14 protein-coding genes are annotated in these 21,632 nt (G+C 72.0%); 7 read left to right on the forward strand and 7 right to left on the reverse strand.

The genetic code is table 11. The annotated features are described in order from the left end of the window. Position 1: 1 nt before the first annotated feature. The 3 genes from ACFZCY_RS04850 to ACFZCY_RS04860 form a co-directional block, all read right to left on the reverse strand. Positions 2-589, reverse strand: coding sequence for a TetR family transcriptional regulator (locus tag ACFZCY_RS04850; protein WP_391169466.1), 588 nt, complete (start codon positions 587-589; stop codon positions 2-4). A gap of 17 nt (positions 590-606) precedes the next feature. Continuing rightward, on the reverse strand, positions 607-1,629 hold the full coding sequence (locus ACFZCY_RS04855; RefSeq protein ID WP_391169468.1) for an aldo/keto reductase: 1,023 nt from the start codon (positions 1,627-1,629) through the stop codon (positions 607-609). Between the two features lie 216 nt (positions 1,630-1,845). Beyond that, a complete protein-coding gene (locus ACFZCY_RS04860) occupies positions 1,846-3,342 on the reverse strand; it encodes an MFS transporter (RefSeq protein WP_391169469.1) in 1,497 nt (498 codons plus the stop codon). A 102-nt stretch (positions 3,343-3,444) separates the two neighbouring features. Here ACFZCY_RS04860 and ACFZCY_RS04865 point away from each other — a divergent pair, with 102 nt between their 5' ends. Continuing rightward, entirely contained in the window at positions 3,445-4,323 is an 879-nt protein-coding gene (locus ACFZCY_RS04865) for a helix-turn-helix domain-containing protein (protein ID WP_391169471.1), read from the forward strand. Here ACFZCY_RS04865 and ACFZCY_RS04870 read toward each other — a convergent pair. Further along, entirely contained in the window at positions 4,290-5,789 is a 1,500-nt protein-coding gene (locus tag ACFZCY_RS04870; protein ID WP_391169473.1) for a DHA2 family efflux MFS transporter permease subunit, read from the reverse strand. The genes ACFZCY_RS04865 and ACFZCY_RS04870 overlap by 34 nt on opposite strands. Before the next feature lie 189 nt (positions 5,790-5,978). Here ACFZCY_RS04870 and dusB point away from each other — a divergent pair, with 189 nt between their 5' ends. The 5 genes from dusB to ACFZCY_RS04895 all read left to right on the forward strand — a co-directional run bounded on the left by dusB (position 5,979) and on the right by ACFZCY_RS04895 (position 15,188). Beyond that, the gene (gene dusB / locus ACFZCY_RS04875; RefSeq protein WP_391169474.1) at positions 5,979-7,130 is read left to right on the forward strand and encodes a tRNA dihydrouridine synthase DusB; all 1,152 of its coding nucleotides are present in this window, start codon (positions 5,979-5,981) and stop codon (positions 7,128-7,130) included. Between the two features lie 90 nt (positions 7,131-7,220). After that, entirely contained in the window at positions 7,221-8,537 is a 1,317-nt protein-coding gene (locus ACFZCY_RS04880) for a hypothetical protein (protein ID WP_391169476.1), read from the forward strand. Then, positions 8,534-10,747: a caspase family protein gene (locus ACFZCY_RS04885; RefSeq protein WP_391169477.1), complete on the forward strand. Its 2,214-nt coding sequence runs from the start codon at positions 8,534-8,536 to the stop codon at positions 10,745-10,747. Before ACFZCY_RS04880 ends, ACFZCY_RS04885 begins: the two co-directional genes overlap by 4 nt. 26 nt (positions 10,748-10,773) lie before the next feature. Continuing rightward, a complete protein-coding gene (locus ACFZCY_RS04890) occupies positions 10,774-11,730 on the forward strand; it encodes an AAA family ATPase (RefSeq protein WP_391169479.1) in 957 nt (318 codons plus the stop codon). Then, positions 11,730-15,188, forward strand: a complete 3,459-nt coding sequence (locus ACFZCY_RS04895; protein WP_391169480.1) for an SAV_2336 N-terminal domain-related protein — start codon at positions 11,730-11,732, stop codon at positions 15,186-15,188. The genes ACFZCY_RS04890 and ACFZCY_RS04895 overlap by 1 nt, the downstream gene beginning before the upstream one ends. 6 nt (positions 15,189-15,194) lie before the next feature. Here the strand turns inward: ACFZCY_RS04895 and ACFZCY_RS04900 are convergent, their stop codons facing one another. After that, positions 15,195-16,514, reverse strand: a complete 1,320-nt coding sequence (locus ACFZCY_RS04900) for a hypothetical protein (RefSeq protein WP_391169482.1) — start codon at positions 16,512-16,514, stop codon at positions 15,195-15,197. A gap of 492 nt (positions 16,515-17,006) precedes the next feature. On the opposite strand from ACFZCY_RS04900, the gene ppdK reads away from it, so the two are divergent. Beyond that, positions 17,007-19,733 (forward strand): pyruvate, phosphate dikinase, encoded by a 2,727-nt coding sequence (gene ppdK, locus ACFZCY_RS04905; protein WP_391169483.1) that lies wholly within the window; start codon positions 17,007-17,009, stop codon positions 19,731-19,733. Positions 19,734-19,960: 227 nt separating this feature from the next. Here ppdK and ACFZCY_RS04910 read toward each other — a convergent pair whose 3' ends face one another. Beyond that, positions 19,961-20,317, reverse strand: a complete 357-nt coding sequence (locus ACFZCY_RS04910) for an ASCH domain-containing protein (RefSeq protein ID WP_391169485.1) — start codon at positions 20,315-20,317, stop codon at positions 19,961-19,963. After that, the gene (locus ACFZCY_RS04915) at positions 20,284-21,423 is read right to left on the reverse strand and encodes a hypothetical protein (protein ID WP_391169487.1); all 1,140 of its coding nucleotides are present in this window, start codon (positions 21,421-21,423) and stop codon (positions 20,284-20,286) included. Before ACFZCY_RS04915 ends, ACFZCY_RS04910 begins: the two co-directional genes overlap by 34 nt. Positions 21,424-21,632: the final 209 nt, after the last annotated feature.

Here is a 21,632-nt window from a genome sequence, read left to right on the forward strand (position 1 = left end):
TCTAGGCTCGCAAGCCGTTGAGCAGCAGCTCGACGAGGTCGGCGAAGGCCAGCTCCACGCCCGGGTCCGACCACTCCGCCGCGTACACCGGGTCGTGGAAGTGGGCCGTCGCGGACCACAGGGAGCGGGCCGTCGTGCGGGCGTCGGGCGTCCTGAACTCGCCGCTCGCGATGCCGCCTTCGACGATCCTGGTGAGGTGGCCGATCATCGTCTCGATGTGCCGGGCGACGGTGCCGCTGTTCTCGCCGGCCAGGGAAAGATAGGTGGCGAACAGCTCCGGATCGTCGCCCGCCTTGCCCCGCTTGGCGGCGAAGAGGGCGGACAGCCACTCGCGCAGCCGGTCGGTCGCCGGGCCCTTGGCGCGGGCGATGCGGAACAGCTCGTCGTGTGCCTGGTCGAGCCACCGCTCGGTGACCGCCTCGCGCAGGGCCGCCTTGGTACGGAAGTGCCGGTAGACGCTGCCGTGGCTGACCCCGAGCGCGCGGGCCACGTCCACGACCGTGGCCTTGGCCGGGCCGTAGCGGCGCAGCACGTCCTCGGTGGCTTCGAGGACGCGGTCGGGGGTCAGGGGTGTCTCGGGCGGCGGCATCGGGTCCCGTACCTCTTCTACTTCTTCTTCTCGCTGTCGAGGAAGGCCATTTGCGACTCCCGGTAGCGGTCGCCCGCTGCGGCACCGGCCGGAACGGCCTCCTCGATCGCGGCCAGGTCGTCGGCGTCGAGCGTAGCGTCCAGCGAGCCGAGAGCCTCTGTCAGCTGTGCGCGTGTGCGAGAACCGATCAGCGGCACGATGGCCGTGGCGTGCTTCGGGCCCTGGGCGAGCACCCAGGCGATGGCGATCTGCGCGACGCTGACGCCCTTGTCGTCGGCGATCTTGCGCAGGGCCTCGACCAGGCTGAGGTTGTGGTCGATGTTGTCGCCGCTGAAGCGCGGGACGAAGCCGCGGACGTCGTTCTCGGCGAGCTTGCGGTCCCGGCTCCAGTGGCCGCTGATCAGCCCGCGGGAGAGCACGCCGTACGCGGTGATGCCGACGCCCAGCTCACGGCAGACCGGCAGGATCTCTTCCTCGATGCCGCGGGAGATCAGGGAGTACTCGATCTGCAGATCGCTGATCGGGGCGACGGCGGTGGCGCGGCGTATGGTCTCCGCACCCGCCTCCGAGAGCCCGATGTGCCGCACATACCCGGCCTCGACCAGCTCGGCGATGGCGCCCACGGTCTCCTCGATCGGGACGTCGGGGTCGACGCGGGCGATGCGGTAGACGTCGATGTGGTCGGCGCCGAGGCGCTGGAGCGAGTAGGCGGCGAAGTTCTTGACGGCGGCCGGGCGGCCGTCATGGCCGGACCAGCCGCCGTCGGGGCCGCGCAGCGCGCCGAACTTCACGCTGAGCAGGGCCCTTTCGCGGTGGGCGGCGGGCGCGGTGCGCAGGGCCTCGTTGATGAGCAGTTCGTTGTGGCCCATGGCGTAGAAGTCGCCGGTGTCCAGCAGAGTGACCCCGGCGTCGAGCGCGGCGTGGATGGTGGCCAGGGACTCGGCGCGGTCCGCGGGGCCGTACAGGGCGGACATGCCCATGCAGCCGAGGCCGATCGCGGAGGCATGGGGGCCGGTGGTGCCGAGTTGGCGCATCTGCATGGGGTGCTCCTTGCGGGGGACTCGGGGGTGCGACGCGGAGTCTGCGTGTGTGTATGCGTCAACGAGCGTGGCATATGCGATGACAGATTTCAATATCTGTCATCGCATACCCGCTACCGCCTACCCGTCATCGCATGGCTGTCACCGCAGGTATGTCATCGCCTACCTGTCATCGCCTGTCTGGCGTCGCGCGTCTGCCGGCCCCACCAGCCCCGCTCACACCACCACGCGCGGCAGCCGCAGGCTCAGCAGCACCGTCAGCGCCACCGCCGCGAGCTGCGCCGCCAGCGTGATCACCAGGGCGTCACCCATCCCCATCGACGGCGCCAGCGCGAGGAACAGGGTGCCGAGCGTGGCGACGCCCAGCGCCAGCGAGGACTGCTGGATCGTGACCATCACGCCGCTGCCCACCCCCGCCCGCTCGCTCGGCACCTCGGCCAGCACGATCCGGATCAGCACCGGCAACTGCAGCCCCTGCCCGAAACCGGCCAGGGCGACCCCCGGCAGCAGCCCGGCCAGGGACAGGTCCGGCCAGTCGCGCGCCACGGCCAGCATCAGCAGCCCGAGGCCCACCGCCTGGAACAGTCCGCCGGAGGTCACCACGCGGCTGCCGTACCGGCCCACCAGGCGCGGGCCCATGAGCGAGGCCACGAAGAAGGCGGCGGCCATCGGCGCCAGCGCCAGACCGGCCGCGACCGGCCCGTACCGCAGACCCTGCTGCAGCGCGACCGCGATGACGAACATGAAGCCGCCGAAGCCGATCGAGAACGGCACCACCATCGGCAGCCCGCGCCGCAGCCCCCGCAGGGCGAACAGACTCGGCGGCAGCAGCGGGGTCGCGCCCGCCCGGTCGGCGCGGCGCTCGATCACGTAGAACGCCGTCGCCGCGAACGGGAACGCGCCCAGCAGCAGCCAGGTCCACAGCGGCCAGCCCGCCGCCCGCCCCTCGGTCAGCGGCACCATCAGCGTGATCAGCGAGACGGCCAGCAGCACCGTGCCCGGGACGTCCACCGGCGCGGGCCGGTTCGAGCGGGTCTCGGGCACCGTACGCAGGGCCAGGACCAGGCCGATGAGCGCGACCGGGACGTTGACCAGGAAGACCGCGCGCCACCCGGTGCCCGCGATGTCCGCGGCCACCAGCACCCCGCCCAGGATCTGCCCCGCCACCATGGAGAGGCCGGCCGTCGCGCCGTACATGCTGAGCGCGCGGGCGCGGCGCGGGCCGCTGGTGGAGGCGTGGATGGTGGCGAGCACCTGCGGCAGCATCAGCGCCGCCGCGGCGCCCTGCGCGACGCGCGCCACGACCAGGCTCCACGCGTCCGGGGCGAGCCCGCAGGCCAGCGACGTCAGCCCGAAGGCCGCCATTCCGGCGAGGAAGAGCCGGCGCCGCCCGAAGGAGTCGCCCAGCCGTCCGCCGAGGACCAGCAGCACCGCGTACGCCACGCCGTACCCGGCGACGATCAGCTCCAGGATGGCCGGGCCCGCGTTCAGGTCGCGGTCCATGGTGGGCAGGGCCACGTTGACGATGAAGAAATCGATGAGAGGGAGGGCCGCCCCGAGCAGCAGGGTGAACAGCCCCGGGCCGCTCAGGGCCCCGTCGGTCGGCGTCCCGCCGGTCGGCGCCCCGCCGGTCGGCGTCCTGACCGGCGTCGTCGCGGCGGCGCCCCGGGCGGCCGGGGCGAGGGTTCTGGTAGGGATTTCGGTTTCGGTCACGATTCAGACGATCGCGCCTCGCTCAGCCGGGTACCAGAGTGTCTTTATCCTGGTACAAGAAGTACCTGGCAACCGGCTGAGTCCATGGGGCACTCTGGAGCCATGACCATCACGGTGCAGGGTGCCACGGTCGGCGGCGTGGCCGACATCCGACGGACCGAGCTGGCGGCCTTTCTGCGCAGCCGCCGGGAGCGGATCACCCCCGAGCAGGTGGGGCTCCCGCGCGGCCGCCGCCGGCGGACCCCCGGGCTGCGCCGCGAGGAGGTCGCCCAGCTCTCCACGGTGGGCGTCACCTGGTACACCTGGCTGGAACAGGCCCGGGACATCCATGTCTCGGTGCAGGTCCTCGACGCCATCGCCCGCGCGCTGCTTCTGGACCGCAGCGAGCGCGCGCATCTGTTCGTCCTCGCCGGGGCGGTCGATCCGAACCCCGGGAGCGAGTGCTCCGGGGTGCCGCAGTCGCTCCAGGTGATGCTGGAGCAGCTGGAGCCGTTCCCGGCGTGCGTGCAGAACGCCCGGTTCGATCTCCTCGCGTACAACCGCTCCTACCGGCTGCTGATGTGCGATCTGGACGCGCTGCCGCCGGAGGACCGCAACTGCATGTGGCTGGCGTTCACCAACGACGACTGGCGGGCGAGCCTGGTCGAGCGGGACGAGACGATCCGGGTGATGGCGGGCAAGTTCCGCGCCGCGATGGCCGAACACGTCGCCGAGCCCGCGTGGAAGGCGCTGCTGCGGCGGCTGGAGGAGGCCTCACCGGAGTTCCGGGAGATCTGGGCGCGCCATGAGGTGGTGCGGCCCGGCGACCGGATCAAGATCTTCCGGCAGTCGAGCGTGGGTGTGCTGCGGCTGACCTCGACCAGTCTGTGGACCGGTCCCAACCAGGGGCCCAAGCTGCTCACCTACACCCCGGCGGACGCGGAGTCCCGTGAGCGCCTGGACCGGCTTCACGCCCTGGCGCTCGAACTGGCCGAGGTCTGACCCGTCGGCCCGCCCTCCTCGAACAGCTTGGCGGCGTGCCGGGTGGTGGCCAGCGCCCATCGGCCGGTGGTCAGGGCGCCCAGCAGCAGGATGACGGCACCGCATCCGGCGATGATCCACCAGGCGGGGCGGGCGGCGTCCACGAACGCGGCGGCGGCCGCCGCCGATGCCTTGTGGCCCGCCGCCGCACCCGACACCCCGGCCGCCGCGCCCGCGGCCAGCACGGCGCCGATCACCGCGACCCCCAGCGACTGGCCCACCTGGCGGCTGGTGGAGGCGACGGCCGACGCGACCCCGGCCTGTGAACGGGGCATCCCGGAGACCGCCGTATTGGTGATGGGCGCGTTGACCAGGCCGAAGCCGATGCCGAACAGCAGATAGCCGGTCAGCAGCAGCGCATTGGTGGACTGGGCGTCGAAGACCGCGAACAGTACCCCGCTGGCTCCTATCGTCACCCCGGCCAGCAGCAGCGGCAGCCGGGGCCCGCCGTGGCCCACCAGCCGCCCGGACAGCGGTGCGCAGACGAAGCACATGAACGCCATCGGCAGCATCCACAGCCCGGCCTGCAGGGCGGAGAGCCCGCGGACGTCCTGCAGATAGAGCGTGTTCATGAAGAGGAAGCCGCCGAGGGCCGCGAACGCGCTCACCGCGATGACCGTCGCCCCGCTGAAGGGGGCGCTGTGGAAGAAGCGCACATCGATCAGCGGTTCGGTGCGCCGCCGCTCGTAGCGGATCAGCGCGATGAGCCCGGCGACGGCGATCGCCGCGCAGACGGTGATCAGCGGCGAGCCCCAGCCGTGCTCCGGCGCCTCGATGATGGCGTACGTCAGGGAGCCGAGGACGGCGATGACCAGCAGCTGGCCGATCGGATCGGGCCTGCGGGGCTTCGGGGCGCGCGACTCCGGTACGAAGCGGGCGGTCAGCGCCACCGCCGCGAGCCCGACCGGAAGGTTTATCCAGAAGATCGAGCGCCAGCCGATCGACTCCACCAGCACCCCGCCGACGATCGGCCCGGCCGCCATGCTGATGCCGACGACCCCGCCCCACACCCCGATCGCCCGGGCCCGCTCCCGGGGCTCGGTGAAGGTGTTGGTGATGATCGACATGGCCACGGGGTTGAGCATCGAACCGCCGATGGCCTGCACCATGCGGAAGCCGACCAGCGCCCCCAGGCTGGGCGCGACACTGCACAGCGCCGATCCGAGGGTGAAGATCACCAGCCCGGTCTGGAACGTGCGCTTGCGCCCCACCCGGTCGGCCGTCGACCCGGCGAGCATCAGCAGCGCGGCGAGGACGAGCGTGTACGCGTCGATCGTCCACTGCATTCCGGAGACCGAGGCGTGCAGATCGCTCCGCATCGAGGGCAGGGCGACGTTCAGCACGGTGTTGTCGAGGCTGACGATCAACAGGCTCATGCAGCAGATCGCCAGCACGAGCATGCGCCGCCGAGGACTGAGCTCAGGCATGGTTGAACGCTACAACGATGTCGGGGATACGAAGGTATGAACCGCCCGGCCGATCCCCTGCGCGAGTGCGGGACAATGAGAGGTCCGGTCCGCACGACGGTCCCCACGGCGATCCGTACGACTCGTACGACGGTCCGGCACGGCCACCCATACGGAACCCCCTACCCGCACCGCGAGGAAGCTCACCCCATGACCCAGACACAGCTGCAGATCGGCCCGCATACGGTCCAGCCGCCGGTGGTGCTCGCACCGATGGCCGGGATCACCAACGCGCCGTTCCGTACCCTGTGCCGGGAGTTCAGCGGCGGCAAGGGGCTGTTCGTCAGCGAGATGATCACGACCCGGGCGCTGGTCGAGCGGGACGCCAAGACCATGCGGCTGATCCACTTCGACGGCACCGAGAAGCCCCGCTCCATCCAGCTCTACGGGGTCGACCCGGTGACCGTCGGCAAGGCCGTACGGATGATCGTGGACGAGGACCTGGCCGACCACATCGACCTCAACTTCGGCTGCCCGGTGCCCAAGGTGACCCGTAAGGGCGGCGGCTCGGCGCTCCCGTACAAGCGGAACCTGCTGCGCGCGATCCTGCGCGAGGCCGTGACGGGCGCGGGCCCGCTGCCGGTGACCATGAAGATGCGCAAGGGCATCGACGACGACCACATCACCTACCTCGACGCGGGCCGGATCGCCGTCGAGGAGGGCGTGACCGCGATCGCGCTGCACGGCCGCACCGCCGCCCAGCACTACGGCGGCACGGCGGACTGGGACGCCATCGCGCGGCTGAAGGAGACCGTCCCGGAGATCCCGGTGCTGGGCAACGGCGACATCTGGTCCGCCGAGGACGCGGTGCGGATGATGGCCCGGACCGGCTGTGACGGCGTGGTCGTCGGGCGCGGCTGCCTGGGGCGGCCGTGGCTCTTCGGCGACCTGGTGGCGGCGTTCGAACCCGGCGGCGCACCGGGCGGTGGGGCCGGTGCCGCCCGGCCCACGCTCAAGGAGGTCGCCGCCGTGATGCGCCGCCACGCCGAGCTGCTCGCGGAGTGGCTGGAGGACGAGGAGCGCGGCGTGATCGACTTCCGTAAGCACGTCGCCTGGTACACCAAGGGCTTCTCGGTCGGCTCCGAGATGCGCAAGCGGCTCGCGATCACCTCGTCCCTGGCCGAACTGGACGACCTGCTGGCCGGGCTGGACCTGGACCAGGAGTGGCCGCCCGGCGCCGACGGCCCCCGCGGCCGCACCTCGGGCCGCAACCGGGTGGTCCTCCCGGACGGCTGGCTGGAGGACCCGTACGACTGCGCGGGCGTCACCGCGGACGCGGAGCTGGACACCTCGGGCGGCTGAGCTGGGTAGTTCGGGGGCCACGCGGGGTCATCACGGGTTAAAGTGATGGATTCGTGGTCGCGGTGGGATCCGGACGATCTGGGGGGATCGGTGACAAGCGTCGTCTTCGTCCACGGCACGGGGGTCCGGGCCAAGCCATACGACAAGAGCCTCGCGCGGGTCGTGAAGGGCCTCGGGCGGGTGAGACCCGACGTCCGGGTCGTCCGCTGCTTCTGGGGCGAGGAGCACGGGGCGTCGCTGGGGCTCGGCGGGGCGTCGGTCCCGCCGCGGGCGAAGAGCCGCGGCGTCGGCGGTGACGATCTGCCGGGCCAGGTGCTGGACGAGGACGATCCGCTGGCCGTCTGGGCGCTGCTGGAGGTCGATCCGCTCGCCGAGCTGCGGGAGTTCGCCGAGGCGGCGAAGGCGCGGCGCGGCGGAGGCGCCCGGGCCGGTTTCGCCCCCGGCCGTCAGGACCCCTGGCAGACCGTCGCCGACAAGGTGCGCGGCCTGAGCCTGGCGGCGGTGGCCGGCGGAGAGAGCCCCGCGGCGGCGACCGGCGACGCGGGAAGCCCGGCGGCGACCGGCGGCAGGGCGAGCCTGGACGAGCTGGTGTCCGACCTCGCCCCGCACCTCGGCCCGGCCACCGGCCGCGTCGCCCATGAGATCTCCCGCGCCCTGGGCGGCACTGCGCCCGCCGACGGCATCGAGGCGATCGCGGCCCGCGCCGTGTACGCCCTGGCCGTCCAGCGCGCCGAGGGCCCGCACGGCGACGACGAGCCGCTCGCGGTGGACGGCGCCGACCGGGACACCCTCGTCGGCGCGCTCACCGGCCAGCTGGGCGGCACCGGCCGGGGCGGATTCGCCGCCCGCGCCGCGAAGGGCGTCGCCGTACGGGCGCTCAACTCCTACCTCTCGCCGCTGTCCTCGCTGGCCCACAGCTTCCGTGGCGGCATCACCAGCAAACTTGTCCCGGCGAGCGGCGACATCCTCCGCTACCAGGTGCGCGGCGCCGGAGTGCGCGCCGCGATCCGCGCGGCGGTGCGCGAGGCCGCCGAGGACGGCGGCGGGCCGGTGGTGCTGCTCGCGCACAGCCTCGGCGGGATCGCCTGCGTCGATCTGCTCGCCGATCCCACGGAGCGGCCGCCCGAGGTGGAACTGCTGGTGACCGTCGGCTCGCAGGCGCCGTTCCTCTACGAGCTGGACGCGCTCACCGCGCTGCGCCGCGGCGAACCCCTGCCCGGCACCTTCCCCCGTTGGATCAACGTCTACGACGAGCAGGACCTGCTCGGCTTCGTCGGGGAGAAGGTCTTCCCCGACCGGGTGACCGATTGGCGCGTCACCACCCGTCAGCCCTTCCCGCGCGCCCACACCTCGTACTTCGCCCACCAGCGGCTGTACGAACTGCTGGCCCCGGAGCTGCCGAAGTGACAGCGGTGGAGCACGACTGGCGCCGCACCCATGCCGTGATCGTGGCGGTCGAGCGGTACAACGGCGGCGACGAGCTGAACCTCGACGGCCCGGTGCACGATGCCATCGGGATGCGCACGTGGCTGACCGGGCGGGGTGTACCGCCGGAGAACATCCAGTTGCTGGCCTCGCCCATGGAGCGCAACAGGGCGGCCCTGGAGGCGGCGCACCCCGGCTACCGCCCGGCGGAGCGCGCCGATGTGCGCAAGGTCTTCCGGGAGGGGCTGCGCGAGATCGACGGCGACTGGCTGTGGATCTACTGGGCCGGGCACGGGGTGCAGGCGCCGGGCGGGCGGTGGAGCCTGCTGTATCCCGAGACCAGCAATACGGACCTCCTGGGTCTGGACGCCGACAGCCTCGTCGACCTGATGCGCACCGAGCATCTGCCCTGGGACGGAATGGACCGGGTCACCGTCATCATCGACGCGTGCCGCCAGGCTCTCCCCACCGGCACCCATGAGCTGGTCGACGACCCGGATCTGCTCACCAAGTCGGCCCAGATCAGACCCGAGCGGCCGGTGTACTGGATGCGGGCCTGCCAGGCCGGGGCCGTCGCCAAGGAGCGGCAAGGGGCCGGGCGCTTCACCTCCGTGCTGTTACGTCAGCTCCACGCGGCCGGGACCGGCGGCACGGCGCTGGACCTCGGGCGCGTCTGGGAGGGCGTACGGGGCGAGTTCGACCGGCTCCGCGCGGAGGAGGACATCGACCAGTACCCGACCGTTTTCGTCAGCGACTGGTCCGGAAACGAGAACAAGTACAGCTGGCCCCCGCCCCTGGACGAGGAGCAGCGGCAGACCCGGCAGCGGCTCGTCCTGGAGACCGCGAGCCACCTGGAGGCCCGGCCGGGCCGGGCGGCGGGTGTCGCCGCCCGGCTGTGCGAGGAGTTCACCACCGCGCCGCCCGCGGCGGTGCCTCCCACGGCGGACGATCTGGTCGACTGGGCGCTCGCCCACCCGCACGGCCTCGTCACCCTGCTGGCCGTGCTGGCCGAGCAGGCGCCCGGCCGGCCGATCCGGCCGGCATCGTACGAAGCGTGCCATGTCCTCCAGAGCCAATGGCTCACCAGCGGCGAGTACCGCACCCTCGTCACGCTGCTGGGCCGGCTGGACGCGCGGGGGCGGTACGGCGTCGCCGAGACGGCGCGCGAACTGTTCACCGCCGCCGATGTGCCGTCGACCGAGCCGGTCGCGCTCGCCGACAGCCTCGAAGCGCTGCTCCCCACGCCGCACCGGCTTCCGCAGCTGCTCCGGGTCGTGGAGCACTTCGCGGCGCTCGACGGTGGCGCGGTCGCGGGCGAGCTGCGCGACTGGTCGCTGGCGTGCGCGCGGCGGCTCGGCCTGGAGCCCGCGCTGCGGGATCGGCGCGCCGAAGCGCAGGAGCACGCGGCGCGGGTGCGCGTCGCCGCAGCGGACCGGCGCATCCAGATAAGGCTCCATGCGCCCAGCGGCCCAGGGCAGCGCAGGGCGTACGAGGTGTGGTCGCGGAGCGGCGAGGAAGTCGGCGCGCTGGCGAAGGTCGACAGCCCGGCCTCCCTGGAGGAGATACAGGCCCGGATCGACGCGCTGCTGGCCGCTCACGGCCGCGTCTCGGAGACCCTGGTGGAGTTCTTCGTCCCCTCCACCGACCTCGAACTCGGCGTGCACCGCTGGCCGCTGGACGCGTCACGGCCCCAGGAGCGTGCGCTCGGCACGGACTTCCCGGTCGTCCTGCGCTGCGTCGAGCTGCGCCAGTCCCAGCGGCGTCATCTGTGGGAGCGGCGCTGGAAGCAGGTCGCCACGGCCACCACCGGGGATCTGCAGTGGCTGCCCGCCGAGGTGACGGGGTTCAAGCAGGTGCGGGCCGCCATCGAGCGTCAGGAGACCGCCCCCGGAGCGGTGGTCGCGGCACCGAGGGCGGCCCGCGAGGCGGTCTTCACCGCCTGCCTCTTCGACGGCCTGCCCGTGCTCGTCTGGGACAGCGACGCCGAGCCGGCTCTCACGGACGAGAAGCTGAAAGAGCTGCTGGGCATCACGGAGCCGTCGGAGCCGCAGTTGGAGTCGCTGCCCAGGCGTCTTCGTAAACTCCGGCTGGAGAGCGACGGCAACGAAAGTCATCCGGGTCGCCATCTGGCCCTGTTGTGGGACGACCCGCACCGGCCCCTTCCCGGCCAACTCGACCTGTCGGCACCCTGAGCAGCCCCACGAGGAGAAGAAAGACCATGGCACAGGACTGGAGGCTCTTCCAGGGCGGTGGCGCCACACCCCACGCCGTCGAGACCTGGCCCAAGGCCCCGCCGTGGCGGCGCTTCGACGACGACGTGCCGCGCCGCGCCGACACGGAGCCGCTGCCGTACCTCATCACCGACGAGCACCGGGACATCGTCAACACGGCGCTGCATCTGCACCGCCCGCTGCTGGTCACCGGGCGGCCCGGCACCGGCAAGTCGACGCTCGCGTACGCCATCGCGCATGAACTGAAGCTCGGCGAGGTGCTGCACTGGCCGATCAACAGCCGTTCCACGCTCATGGACGGGCTGTATTCGTACGACGCGGTCGGGCGGCTGCGCGAGGCGTCCCTGCTCCGCCGGGGGGACGAGGACGCCGCGCCCGAACCGGACATCGGGGACTATCTGCGGCTCGGCGCCCTCGGCACCGCGCTGCTGCCGGGCGACCTGCCGCGCGTCCTGCTCATCGACGAGCTGGACAAGGGCGACGCGGACCTTCCGAACGACCTGCTCACCGTGTTCGAGGAGGGCCAGTTCACCATCCCCGAGCTGGCCCGCCTCCAGGACCCGCGGGCCGATGTGCGGGTCACCGGCACCGAGGAGAAGGAACGGATCGTGGAGGGCCGGGTCCGCTGCCGCGTGTTCCCGGTCGTCGTCATCACCAGCAATGGCGAGCGAGACTTCCCCCCGGCCTTCCTGCGCCGCTGCGTCCGGCTCGACCTCACTCAGCCCGACGCCCAGCAGCTCCAGCAGATCGTCACCATGCACCTCGGCGAGGAGACCGCGGCCCGGGCCCAGGACCTGATCGAAGACTTCCTGGCGCTGCGGGAGGAAGGCGAGCTGGCCACCGACCAGCTGCTCAACGCGGTCCACCTCCGCGCCTCCGATGTGCCGATCGATCACCACATCCTGAGCAACGTGCTGCGCTCGCTGGACGAAGCGGACGCGTAATGATTCATCGGCTGTCCACCCTGCTGGAGGACGCGGGGGTCGAACTCTCCACGGATGAGCTGCGCGACGCCCTGTGGCTCGCGGCCACCACCGCGCCCTCCGGCGGCACCGCCGACGGCGACGCGGCGGACGGTACGGCCGGGCCGCTCGCCCCGTCCGCCCCCGCGGAGGACACCGAGGAGTGTGACAAGGCGGTACGGGCAGCCCCGGCAGGGGACATCGCCGTTCGCGAGCCGGAGCCCGAGCCCGCCGCCCCCGCCGGGCTGTTCGCCCCCGGCACCCGGCCCGCCGGTGCCCGTCCGGCGCGCGCCGTCGGCGTACGCGGCGTACCGGCGCTCCCCGCGGCGCGCGGACTCTCCCGCGCGCTGCGGCCCCTGCGCCGCACCGTGCCGTCCCGGACCTCCTTCCGCCTGGACGAGGGCGCCACCGCCGACTGGATCGCCGAAACCGGTCTGCCCGACGCGATGCTCCGGCCCCGGCGGGAGCGCTGGCTCAGCGCCGTGCTCGTGGTCGACGACGGCCCCTCGATGGTGCTGTGGCAGCAGCTCGCCGCCGAAGTGCGGGGGATGCTGGAGCGGCAGGGCGCGTTCCGTGCCGTGCGCACCTACGGGCTGGACAGCGCGGCCGAAGCCGAACCGCGGCTGCGGGCCCGCCCGTACGCCCCGGAGGCCTCGCGCCGTACCGCGCGGCAGCTGACCGACACCTCCGGCCGCACGATGATCCTCGTCCTCTCCGACGGCGTCGGTCCGGGATGGCGCAGCGGCGCCATCCCGCGCCTGCTGCGCCGCTGGGCCCGCCACTCTCCCGTCGCGGTCGTCCAGCCGCTGCCCCCGCGCCTGTGGCCGGAGCGCGGCATGCCCACCCAGCGGCTGCTGGTCTCCGCGCGCGGAAGGGCGGGCGCACCGGGCCGCACGCTGACGGTGCGCCACCCGGTGCTGCCGCCCGGGCTCGTCGAGTACACGGGCATCCCGGTGCCGGTGCTGCCGCTGGCGGAGGCCGAGCTGGGCGCGTGGGCCGCGCTCACCGGCACGGGGGAGGGCAGCGCCCTGCTCCCGGTGATGCTGCTGGAAGGCGCCGGCAAGCCGGTCGCCGCCGCGGCCACCGCCGAGGTGCCCGAGCCCACGCCGGAGGAGCGGCTGCGCCGCTTCCGGGGCGGCGCCTCCCCGGAGGGCCGGCGGCTGGCCGGTGCGCTCGCCACCGTCCATCCGCTGACGCTGCCGGTGATGCGGCTGATCCACCAGGCGAGCGGCGCGGGTTCGGCACAGCTCGCGGAGGTGTTCCTGGGCGGGCTGCTGCGGCGGCGGGAGGGGCGAGCGGACGAGTACGAGTTCTACCCCGGGGTGGCGGATCTGCTGCTGGACGGGGTGCGGACCTCGGACGCGCTGGACACGGCGAAGCGGGTCACGGAGTTCCTGCTGCGCCGCCGGGGGAGCGGCCCGGAGTTCCGGGCCCGGCTGTCGGGGCAGCGCGGCGACGCGGGCGTGGCGGCGGAGGCCAGGCCGTTCGCGGCGGCGTCCCCGGAGCTGCTGCGGCGGCTGGGACTGCTGGGGGACGCGCCGCACGAGAGCCCGGAGCCGGAGGAACCGCCGTCCTCGCCCGGGCCGTCGGGTCATGCCCCGGCCCGTTCGTATGTCTCGGAGCGCGTCCAGCCGCCGTTCCTCGCCCTGGTACGCCGGATCGCGGCCGACGAGAGGATCACGGCGCCGGTCCGGGACCACGTCGACCGGCTGCTGGAGGAGGCGGAGGAGCGGGACGAGTCGGGCTGGCTCGGGGTGTGGCTACTACCCGGGTTGGCCGAGGCGCTGGTCGAGGGCGGATGGCGGGACTACGCGGAGGAACTGCGCGGCACGAGCCTGGAACAGCTTCCCCAGGTGTCGGCCGGAGAGGAGCTGGAGTCGCGCAACCTGCGCGGCCATCTGGCCCACGTGCTGAACAAGCTGGGTGACCACGAGGAGGCCGAGCGCCAACTGAGGGCGGTGGTCGAGACCTCGGGCCGGGTGCACGGCAGGGATCACCAGTACACGCTCAACGCACGCGACCACCTGGCCGCCCTGCTGGAGCAGGCTGGGCGGAAGCAAGCCGCCGAGGAGGAGCGCCGCGCGCTCATCGACGCGTACCTTCGCCGCTCGGATGACCAGCGCGGGCATATCGCGGAACTCCGGGTGAGCCGTGGCCGCATGCTGGTGGCCCTGGGGCGTCCGGAGGAAGCCGAGCGGGAGTTCCGCGTCGCACAGCGGGAGTTCACCGACATCAAGGGCCCGGAGCACGAGGACACGGCCAACGCCAGGGTGTGGCTGTCCAGCGCGCTGGCGCAGCTCGGGCGTTATGACGAGGCCGAGGCGGAGAGCCGGGCGGCCGTGGCGGACTGCCGGCCCTCGGAAGGGGGCGGTCTCCCGGCATGGGCCACCGCCGTCTTCCGGCTGGCACATCTCCTGGTGGAACGGGGCCGCGAGGAGGAGGCCGAGTTGTTGTGGCGGGAGGTCGCCGACCGGTTGGGGCGGGGCCTCGACCCGGGGCACCAGCGCGCCCTGAGCGCGGCGTACTGGCACATTTCCGTGCTGCGCGATCTGGGCCGGTACGAGGAGGCGCAGACCGAGGTCGCGGCGCTGATCGACGTGTCGGACCGGGCCTGTGGGGAGCAGCACGTCACCTCGTTCGAAGCACGCCGTCTGCGGGCCATGATCCTGGGCGATCAGAAGAGATACGAGGAGGCGGAAGCGGCCTTCCGGGGCCTGTTGGTGATGCAGACCGACGTGCTGGGCCGGGAGCATCCCAGCACCCTGACCACGCGGCATGGCCTGGGGGTCTGCCTTGCGGAGGCCGGGCGCTACGAGGAGGCGCTGACGGAGTTCACCGAGGTGCTGGAGGACCGGACCCGCACGCTGGGAGCCGAAGTGTCGGCGACGCTCGTGACCCGGTACTGCCGCGCGAACGCACTGAGCGACCTCGACCGGCTGGAGGAGGCCGAGGCCGAGTACCGCGCGATCATGGCGGCCGAGGCGCGGGTGCGGGGGCCGCTCGACCCCGGCACCCTGCTGACCCATCGAATGCTCGGCGACCTGCTGCGGAACCAAGAGCGGTACGAGGAGGCCGAGGCGGAGTACCGGCATGTGGTCGAGGGGCGTACGAAGGTCCTGGGGCCCGAGTCCAAGGAAACGCTGGCGGTGCGGCACAGCCTCGGCAACGTGCTGAACAAATTGGGCCGCTTCGCGGAGGCGGAAGCGGAGATCCGGGCGACGGCCGCGCTGCGGACGCGCGTCCTCGGGGCCGAGCATGTCGGCACCCTGTGGACCCGCTACAACCTGGGCACCGCGCTCCAGGGGCTCGGCCGCCCCGCGGAGGCCGAGGCCGAGTGGCGTGCGGTGCTGGAGGTGAGCGAGCGGGTGCTGGGCGACGACCACCGCTGCACCCGGAAGACCCGCGAGGCGCTGGCCGGGCTGGTCGGGGGAGAGGGCTGAGCGGCCTCAGCCGACGGCCGCCACCGCCAGGTCCAGCGCCAGGGCCGCCGTCCAGCTGAAGTCCCGGGTGCCGCGCGGCTCCTCCGTGTACGGGTCGACGTACTCGGCGAACCCGGAGGCGGCGGCCGCCTCCAGGGCGGCGGACCGGAGCGCGTCCGCCTCGGGGGCGGCGCCGTGCAGCCGCAGGCCGCGTTCCAGGAGCCAGTTGACGTTGAACCAGGCGGGGCCGCGCCAGTAGCGGGCGGGGTCGAAGGCATGACCGCGCAGGTCGTAACTGGGCACCAGGCGCACCGAGGCGCCCAGCCCGAAGTGCTCGCCCGTGGCCGTACGGAGCAGCGTCCCGACCGTGGCCCGGGGCAGCTCGGGGACGAGCAGGGGCAGCAGGCCCGCCGCGCTCCGCTCGGGGATGAGGTCCCCGCCGCGCACATCGCGGCACAGGAACAGCCCGGTGGCCGGGTCCCAGAGGCGGTCCAGCAGGGCGGCCGTCAGACGGGCGGCCCGGGCGCGGTGCGGGCCGGGGTCCGCGCCGACGGTCCGGGCGATCTCGGCCAGGGCGTGTTCGGAGGCGATGAGCAGGGCGTTGACGCCCGGGTCCTCGACCACGAAGCCGAGCGCATCGGCACGGTCCTCGTAGCCGCCGTCCCGGTAGTCCGCCGCGAGCCGTACGTATCGCCCGTAGTCCAGGTCGGTGGGCCGGTCGGCGGCCGCGCCGTGGTCGAGGTCGGCGCGGCGGAACGCCTCCGGCGGGGCGGGGTCGACGCGGGCCAGCGGGGCGTCCCAGCAAGGGCTGTTGTCCATGCCCGGCTCCCAGGGGTGGACCACCGACACCAGCCCGCCGCCGCCCAGGTCGCGTCGGCCGGTCAGATAGCGGTGCCAGGCGGCGAGCCGGGGGTACGTACGGGCCAGGAAGCCGGACCGCAGCGAGGCGTGCGGGTCGGCGCGGTGCACCAGCAGGCAGGCGAGCGCGTGCACCGGCGGCTGGATGATCCCGGAGGTGGCGACGCCGGGCGGGGCGCCGGTGGCGCCCGGGGGCGGCTGCCAGAAGTCCCGGCCCGGGAAATAGGCGCCCGGCGGCACCGCGGGGTTGTAGACGATGTGGGGGACGCGTCCGTCGTCCCATTGGGCCGCGAGCAGGGTTTCCAGTTCCCGCTGGGCGCGGCGTACCGAAAGATGACGCGATCCGATCGCGATGAACGCCGAATCCCAGCTCCACTGGTGGGGATAGAGGCCGCGCGAGGGGACCGTGGAGGAGCCGGTCCAGTTCTCGTCGAGGACGCGCCGCGCGCCGGGCACCACCTGCGCGAGCGCGCGTCGGGCGCTGGTCACGGGACCTCCTCAGCATGGAGTGTAGGGGCACCCTACCGGCCCCTGCCGCCGTCGCTCACCTGCGAATCGCTCATCTGAGCGAGCACCCCCTCGTTATGTCCGAGGAGTGAGATGAGGCATTCTGGAGGGGGTGATTCTCGCCACTCTGATCAAGGTGCCGCTCAGATGAGCGGAAGTGGAGGGGTGATGGGGTGGCCGTCCGCTGCGCTCACCTCCTCAATGCGTGGCACTCAGTGTCACCCTATCGATGTTCGAGACCTCGAACCAGCCATAACGCAGTGTAGTGATCACCCGTCTCGCCCTATGCGTGGCGTGTGCATGTGTTCGACTCTTGAAGGAGTGACCCGCGCCACTCCCCTCGGCGGCGCACTTTCGAACACGTGGCAGGCGGGTGGTTACGGCCGAATGACGGTGGAGTGGACATACTCAGGAGCCTTCGATCTGGGTACGCTCCCCGCCGTCAGGGCAGCCGAGCCGAGGAGATCGAGTCCCGTGCCGGAAACACAAGATCAGCAGAAGTTCGTTTACGACTTCACCGAGGGCAACAAGGATCTCAAGGACCTCCTCGGCGGGAAGGGAGCGAACCTCGCCGAGATGACCAATCTCGGTCTCCCCGTGCCACCGGGATTCACCATCACCACCGAGGCGTGCAAGGTCTACCTCGACAGCGGTTCCGAGCCCGCGGCCCTCCGCGACGAGGTGAGTGCGCACCTCGAAGCCCTCGAGGGGAAGATGGGCAAGAAGCTCGGCCAGGCCGACGACCCGCTCCTGGTGTCCGTACGCTCCGGCGCGAAGTTCTCGATGCCCGGGATGATGGACACCGTCCTCAACATCGGCCTCTCCGACGAGTCCGTCGCCGGGCTCGCCGCGCAGGCGGGCGACGACCGGTTCGCCTGGGACTCCTACCGCCGCCTCATCCAGATGTTCGGCAAGACCGTGCTGGGCGTGAACGGTGACCTCTTCGAGGAGGCCATCGACGCGGCCAAGCAGTCCAAGGGTGTCACCGTCGACGTCGACCTCGACGCCGCCGACCTCAAGAAACTGGTCGCGGAGTTCAAGACGATCGTCGCCCAGGAGACCGGCCGCAGCTTCCCGCAGGAGCCGCGCGAGCAGATGGACCTCGCCGTACGGGCCGTGTTCGACTCCTGGAACGGCGACCGCGCCAAGCTCTACCGTCGTCAGGAGCGCATCCCGCACGACCTGGGCACCGCGGTCAACATCTGTTCCATGGTCTTCGGCAACCTCGGCCCCGACTCGGGCACCGGCGTCGCCTTCACCCGCGACCCGGCCAGCGGCCACCAGGGCGTCTACGGCGACTACCTGCAGAACGCCCAGGGCGAGGACGTCGTCGCGGGCATCCGCAACACCGTTCCGCTCGCCGACCTCGAGCAGATCGACAAGCGCTCGTACGACGAGCTGATGCAGATCATGGAAACCCTCGAGACGCACTACAAGGACCTGTGCGACATCGAGTTCACCATCGAGCGCGGCAAGCTGTGGATGCTGCAGACCCGGGTCGGCAAGCGCACCGCCGGTGCCGCCTTCCGGATCGCCACCCAGCTGGTCGACCAGGGCCTGATCGACGAGGCCGAGGCGCTGCGCCGGGTCAACGGCGCGCAGCTCGCGCAGCTGATGTTCCCGCGCTTCGACGAGGAGGCCGCGGCGGGCGACGCCGTACGGAAGATCGGGCGCGGCATCGCCGCCTCCCCGGGCGCCGCCGTCGGCAAGGCCGTGTTCGACTCGTACACCGCCGTCAAGTGGTCCCGCTCCGGTGAGAAGGTCATCCTCATCCGCCGCGAGACCAACCCCGACGACCTGGACGGCATGATCGCCGCTGAGGGCATCCTCACCTCTCGCGGCGGCAAGACCTCGCACGCCGCCGTCGTTGCCCGCGGCATGGGCAAGACCTGTGTGTGCGGCGCCGAGGACCTGGAGGTCGACACCAAGCGCCGCCGCATGATCGTGCCGAGCGCGGACGGCAAGGACGACCTGGTCATCGAGGAGGGCGACGTCGTCTCGATCGACGGCTCCTCCGGCAAGGTCTACCTCGGCGAGGTCCCGGTCGTTCCCTCCCCGGTGGTCGAGTACTTCGAGGGCCGGATGCACGCGGGCGCCGACGACGCCGACGAGCTGGTCGCCGCCGTGCACCGGATCATGGCGTACGCGGACCGGGTCCGCCGCCTGCGCGTACGGGCCAACGCGGACAACGCCGAGGACGCCGCCCGCGCCCGCCGGTTCGGCGCCCAGGGCATCGGGCTGTGCCGCACCGAGCACATGTTCCTCGGCGAGCGCCGCGAGATGGTCGAGCGGCTGATCCTCGCCCACGGCGACGAGGAGCGCGACGCCGCCCTCGGCGAGCTGCTGCCGCTCCAGAAGAAGGACTTCGTGGAGCTGTTCGAGGCGATGGACGGGCTGCCCGTCACCGTCCGGCTGCTCGACCCGCCGCTGCACGAGTTCCTGCCCGACATCACCGAGCTGTCGGTGCGCGTCGCGCTCGCCGAGTCCCGCAAGGACCACAACGAGAACGACCTGCGCCTCCTCCAGGCCGTCCACCGGCTGCACGAGCAGAACCCGATGCTCGGCCTGCGCGGCGTACGCCTCGGACTAGTCATCCCCGGCCTGTTCGCCATGCAGGTACGGGCCATCGCCGAGGCCGCCGCCGCCCGCCGGGCCGCCAAGGGCGACCCGCGCGCCGAGATCATGATTCCGCTCGTGGGCACGGTGCAGGAGCTGGAGATCGTCCGCGAGGAGGCCGAGCAGGTCATCGCCGAGGTCGAGCGGGCCCACGGCGTGGACCTCAAGCTCTCCCTCGGCACCATGATCGAGCTGCCCCGGGCCGCGCTGACCGCCGCCCAGATCGCCGAGTCCGCCGACTTCTTCTCCTTCGGCACCAACGACCTCACCCAGACCGTCTGGGGCTTCTCCCGCGACGACGTCGAGGCCAGCTTCTTCACCGCGTACCTGGAGAAGGGCATCTTCGGCGTCAGCCCGTTCGAGACCATCGACAAGGACGGCGTCGGCTCCCTCGTCCGCGACGCCGCCCGGGCCGGTCGCGCCACCCGCCCCGACCTCAAGCTCGGCGTCTGCGGCGAGCACGGCGGCGACCCGGAGTCCGTCCACTTCTTCCACGAGGTGGGCCTGGACTACGTCTCCTGCTCCCCGTTCCGCATCCCCGTAGCCCGCCTGGAGTCGGGCCGCGCGGCGGCCAACGGCCGATGAGGGCGAGCCCATGACGACGGCGAGCCCGAGCCGATAAGGCCACCGGGGCACCACAGCCGGGACACCCACCCTCACCCGGCAGCAGCCCCGGCTCTCAAAGGGGGCGGCACCTTGTGCGGAGGTGCCGCCCCCTCCTCTTTTAGCTGCAAAGGCCACGCCGCATGGTCGCTGAGCTGCAAAAACTACCCCGTCCGTGTGTCACCTGGGCGACACGCGGACGGGCCGACCTACTCGTCGAGTAGCTCGATCTCGATGGCGAGCGCGCCGAGTGCCTCTTTCTCCGGCGGGTAGATGCTGCGGATGTTTGCGAGTTGCTGATCACGGCTCGACGTCGGGTTGACGTTCGACGGACCCTCGCCGTCGAGCAGCGCCTCGAAGTCGTTGTACGAAGTGACTCGCTTCACCAGCACGTTGCACGTCTCGTCGGTCCCCTTGATCCGGAAGCGGATCACGTGGCCTTCGGCGAGGTCTTCCAAATGCGGGTACCGAACTCGTACCTCAATCCTTTTCAAGCCAGCTGAGATCAGGTCGAAGTACTTGCGGTAAAGGTTCAGCTCGTGCACGCGGGAGGCGGTGTGGGACATGGCGCGGTTACGCTCCTCATCGGGTCGGACATCAGGCGGCCGAGTTCGCTGGCCGAGTACGAGCGGAAGAAGTGCCGGGGATCGGACAACAGCACCTCGGCCATGACGAGTAGACGCTCGACGTACCCGGACAACGATCCCGACCACATTCGGGTGTCGAGCATCCACGGGGCGGCGCCGTCGGGCAACGCCGCCTGGCCGTCCCGGATGAGCGACTTCGATAGCTTCGCGCCCGTGTCCGTGACGACCTGCGGGCAGAACAGCCGGGTCGGCAACTGCGCGCCGATGAGCCCGATCGCGGTCAGAGCGTTGTCGACGAGGGTTGAGCCGAACACCCAGTCGCCGCCCTTCACCATCACACTCAAGCAGTCGCGGTCGGCGGCCGCAGTGACCTCTTTCACGAGGTTTCGGTACAGGGTTGCGAGGTCGAGGTAACCGCCGCCGTCCGGGCCGATGACGACCTCGTACGACCCGTGGTGCAGGCAGACCGCGTGAACCTCGGCGTGGTCGACGTCGAGCAGGATGCGGGTCCGCTCGGCGTACTTCTCGGCCCACCCGCAGCCGGACGCTGGGCACGGGACTCGAACATGCGGCACGCCGTGCGCCGGATCGAGCCACCAGCGGGCAGAGTCGATACGGTGGTGCGCCCGTAACCAGGTGCGCCGGTACTGCTCGGTCTGTTGCTGACGCGAGTACATCTCGATCGTGTACGGGATCGACAGCCGTTCGGACAGGGCATCGAACAGCGGCCGGTACAGCTCGTCGACCTGGTCGGCGAGGGCGGCCTGGCCGAGCGCCTGCGCGTAGCCGCGTTGGTAGTGGTGCCCCGTGCCGGGGTCGACGACGACCTCGTGCGGCGCGTTGTCGAGTGCGCCGAACGCGACCTCGACAGGGAGTCCGAAACGGTCCCGGACCCGTGCGGCGGCGGCGAAGGTGAGGGACTGCACGAGCGAGGTCCCCAGGTGCGGCACGCCGTTGATCTGCGTACCGACCATGAACGCGACGCGCTCGGGCGGCTTGGTGCGGATGTGGGGTGCCAGAACATCTTCGGCGTTGGTGAGGGCGTTGGCGAGTACGGTGTTCGGCGATACGGGGTGTGTGGTCACTGCGGTTCCCCTTAGTGGATGGGCGCGGTTGCGCGTGTCGGCGGCCCTGCCTTCGGCGGGACTCCGGCGGGCGTCTGGCCAGTGCCGGAGTCCCGTCTCCCTGTGGGAGGCCGCCGTGTGGCTGATCGCAGGGGCGGGGAGGGCGGGCTGTTGAGGAATCGTCCGGCACGGGGGAACCGGACCGGCGGCGGCCCGCCCGGTCATGGTGT

This window comes from Streptomyces sp. NPDC007983, assembly GCF_042958345.1.
GTDB lineage: Bacteria > Actinomycetota > Actinomycetes > Streptomycetales > Streptomycetaceae > Streptomyces.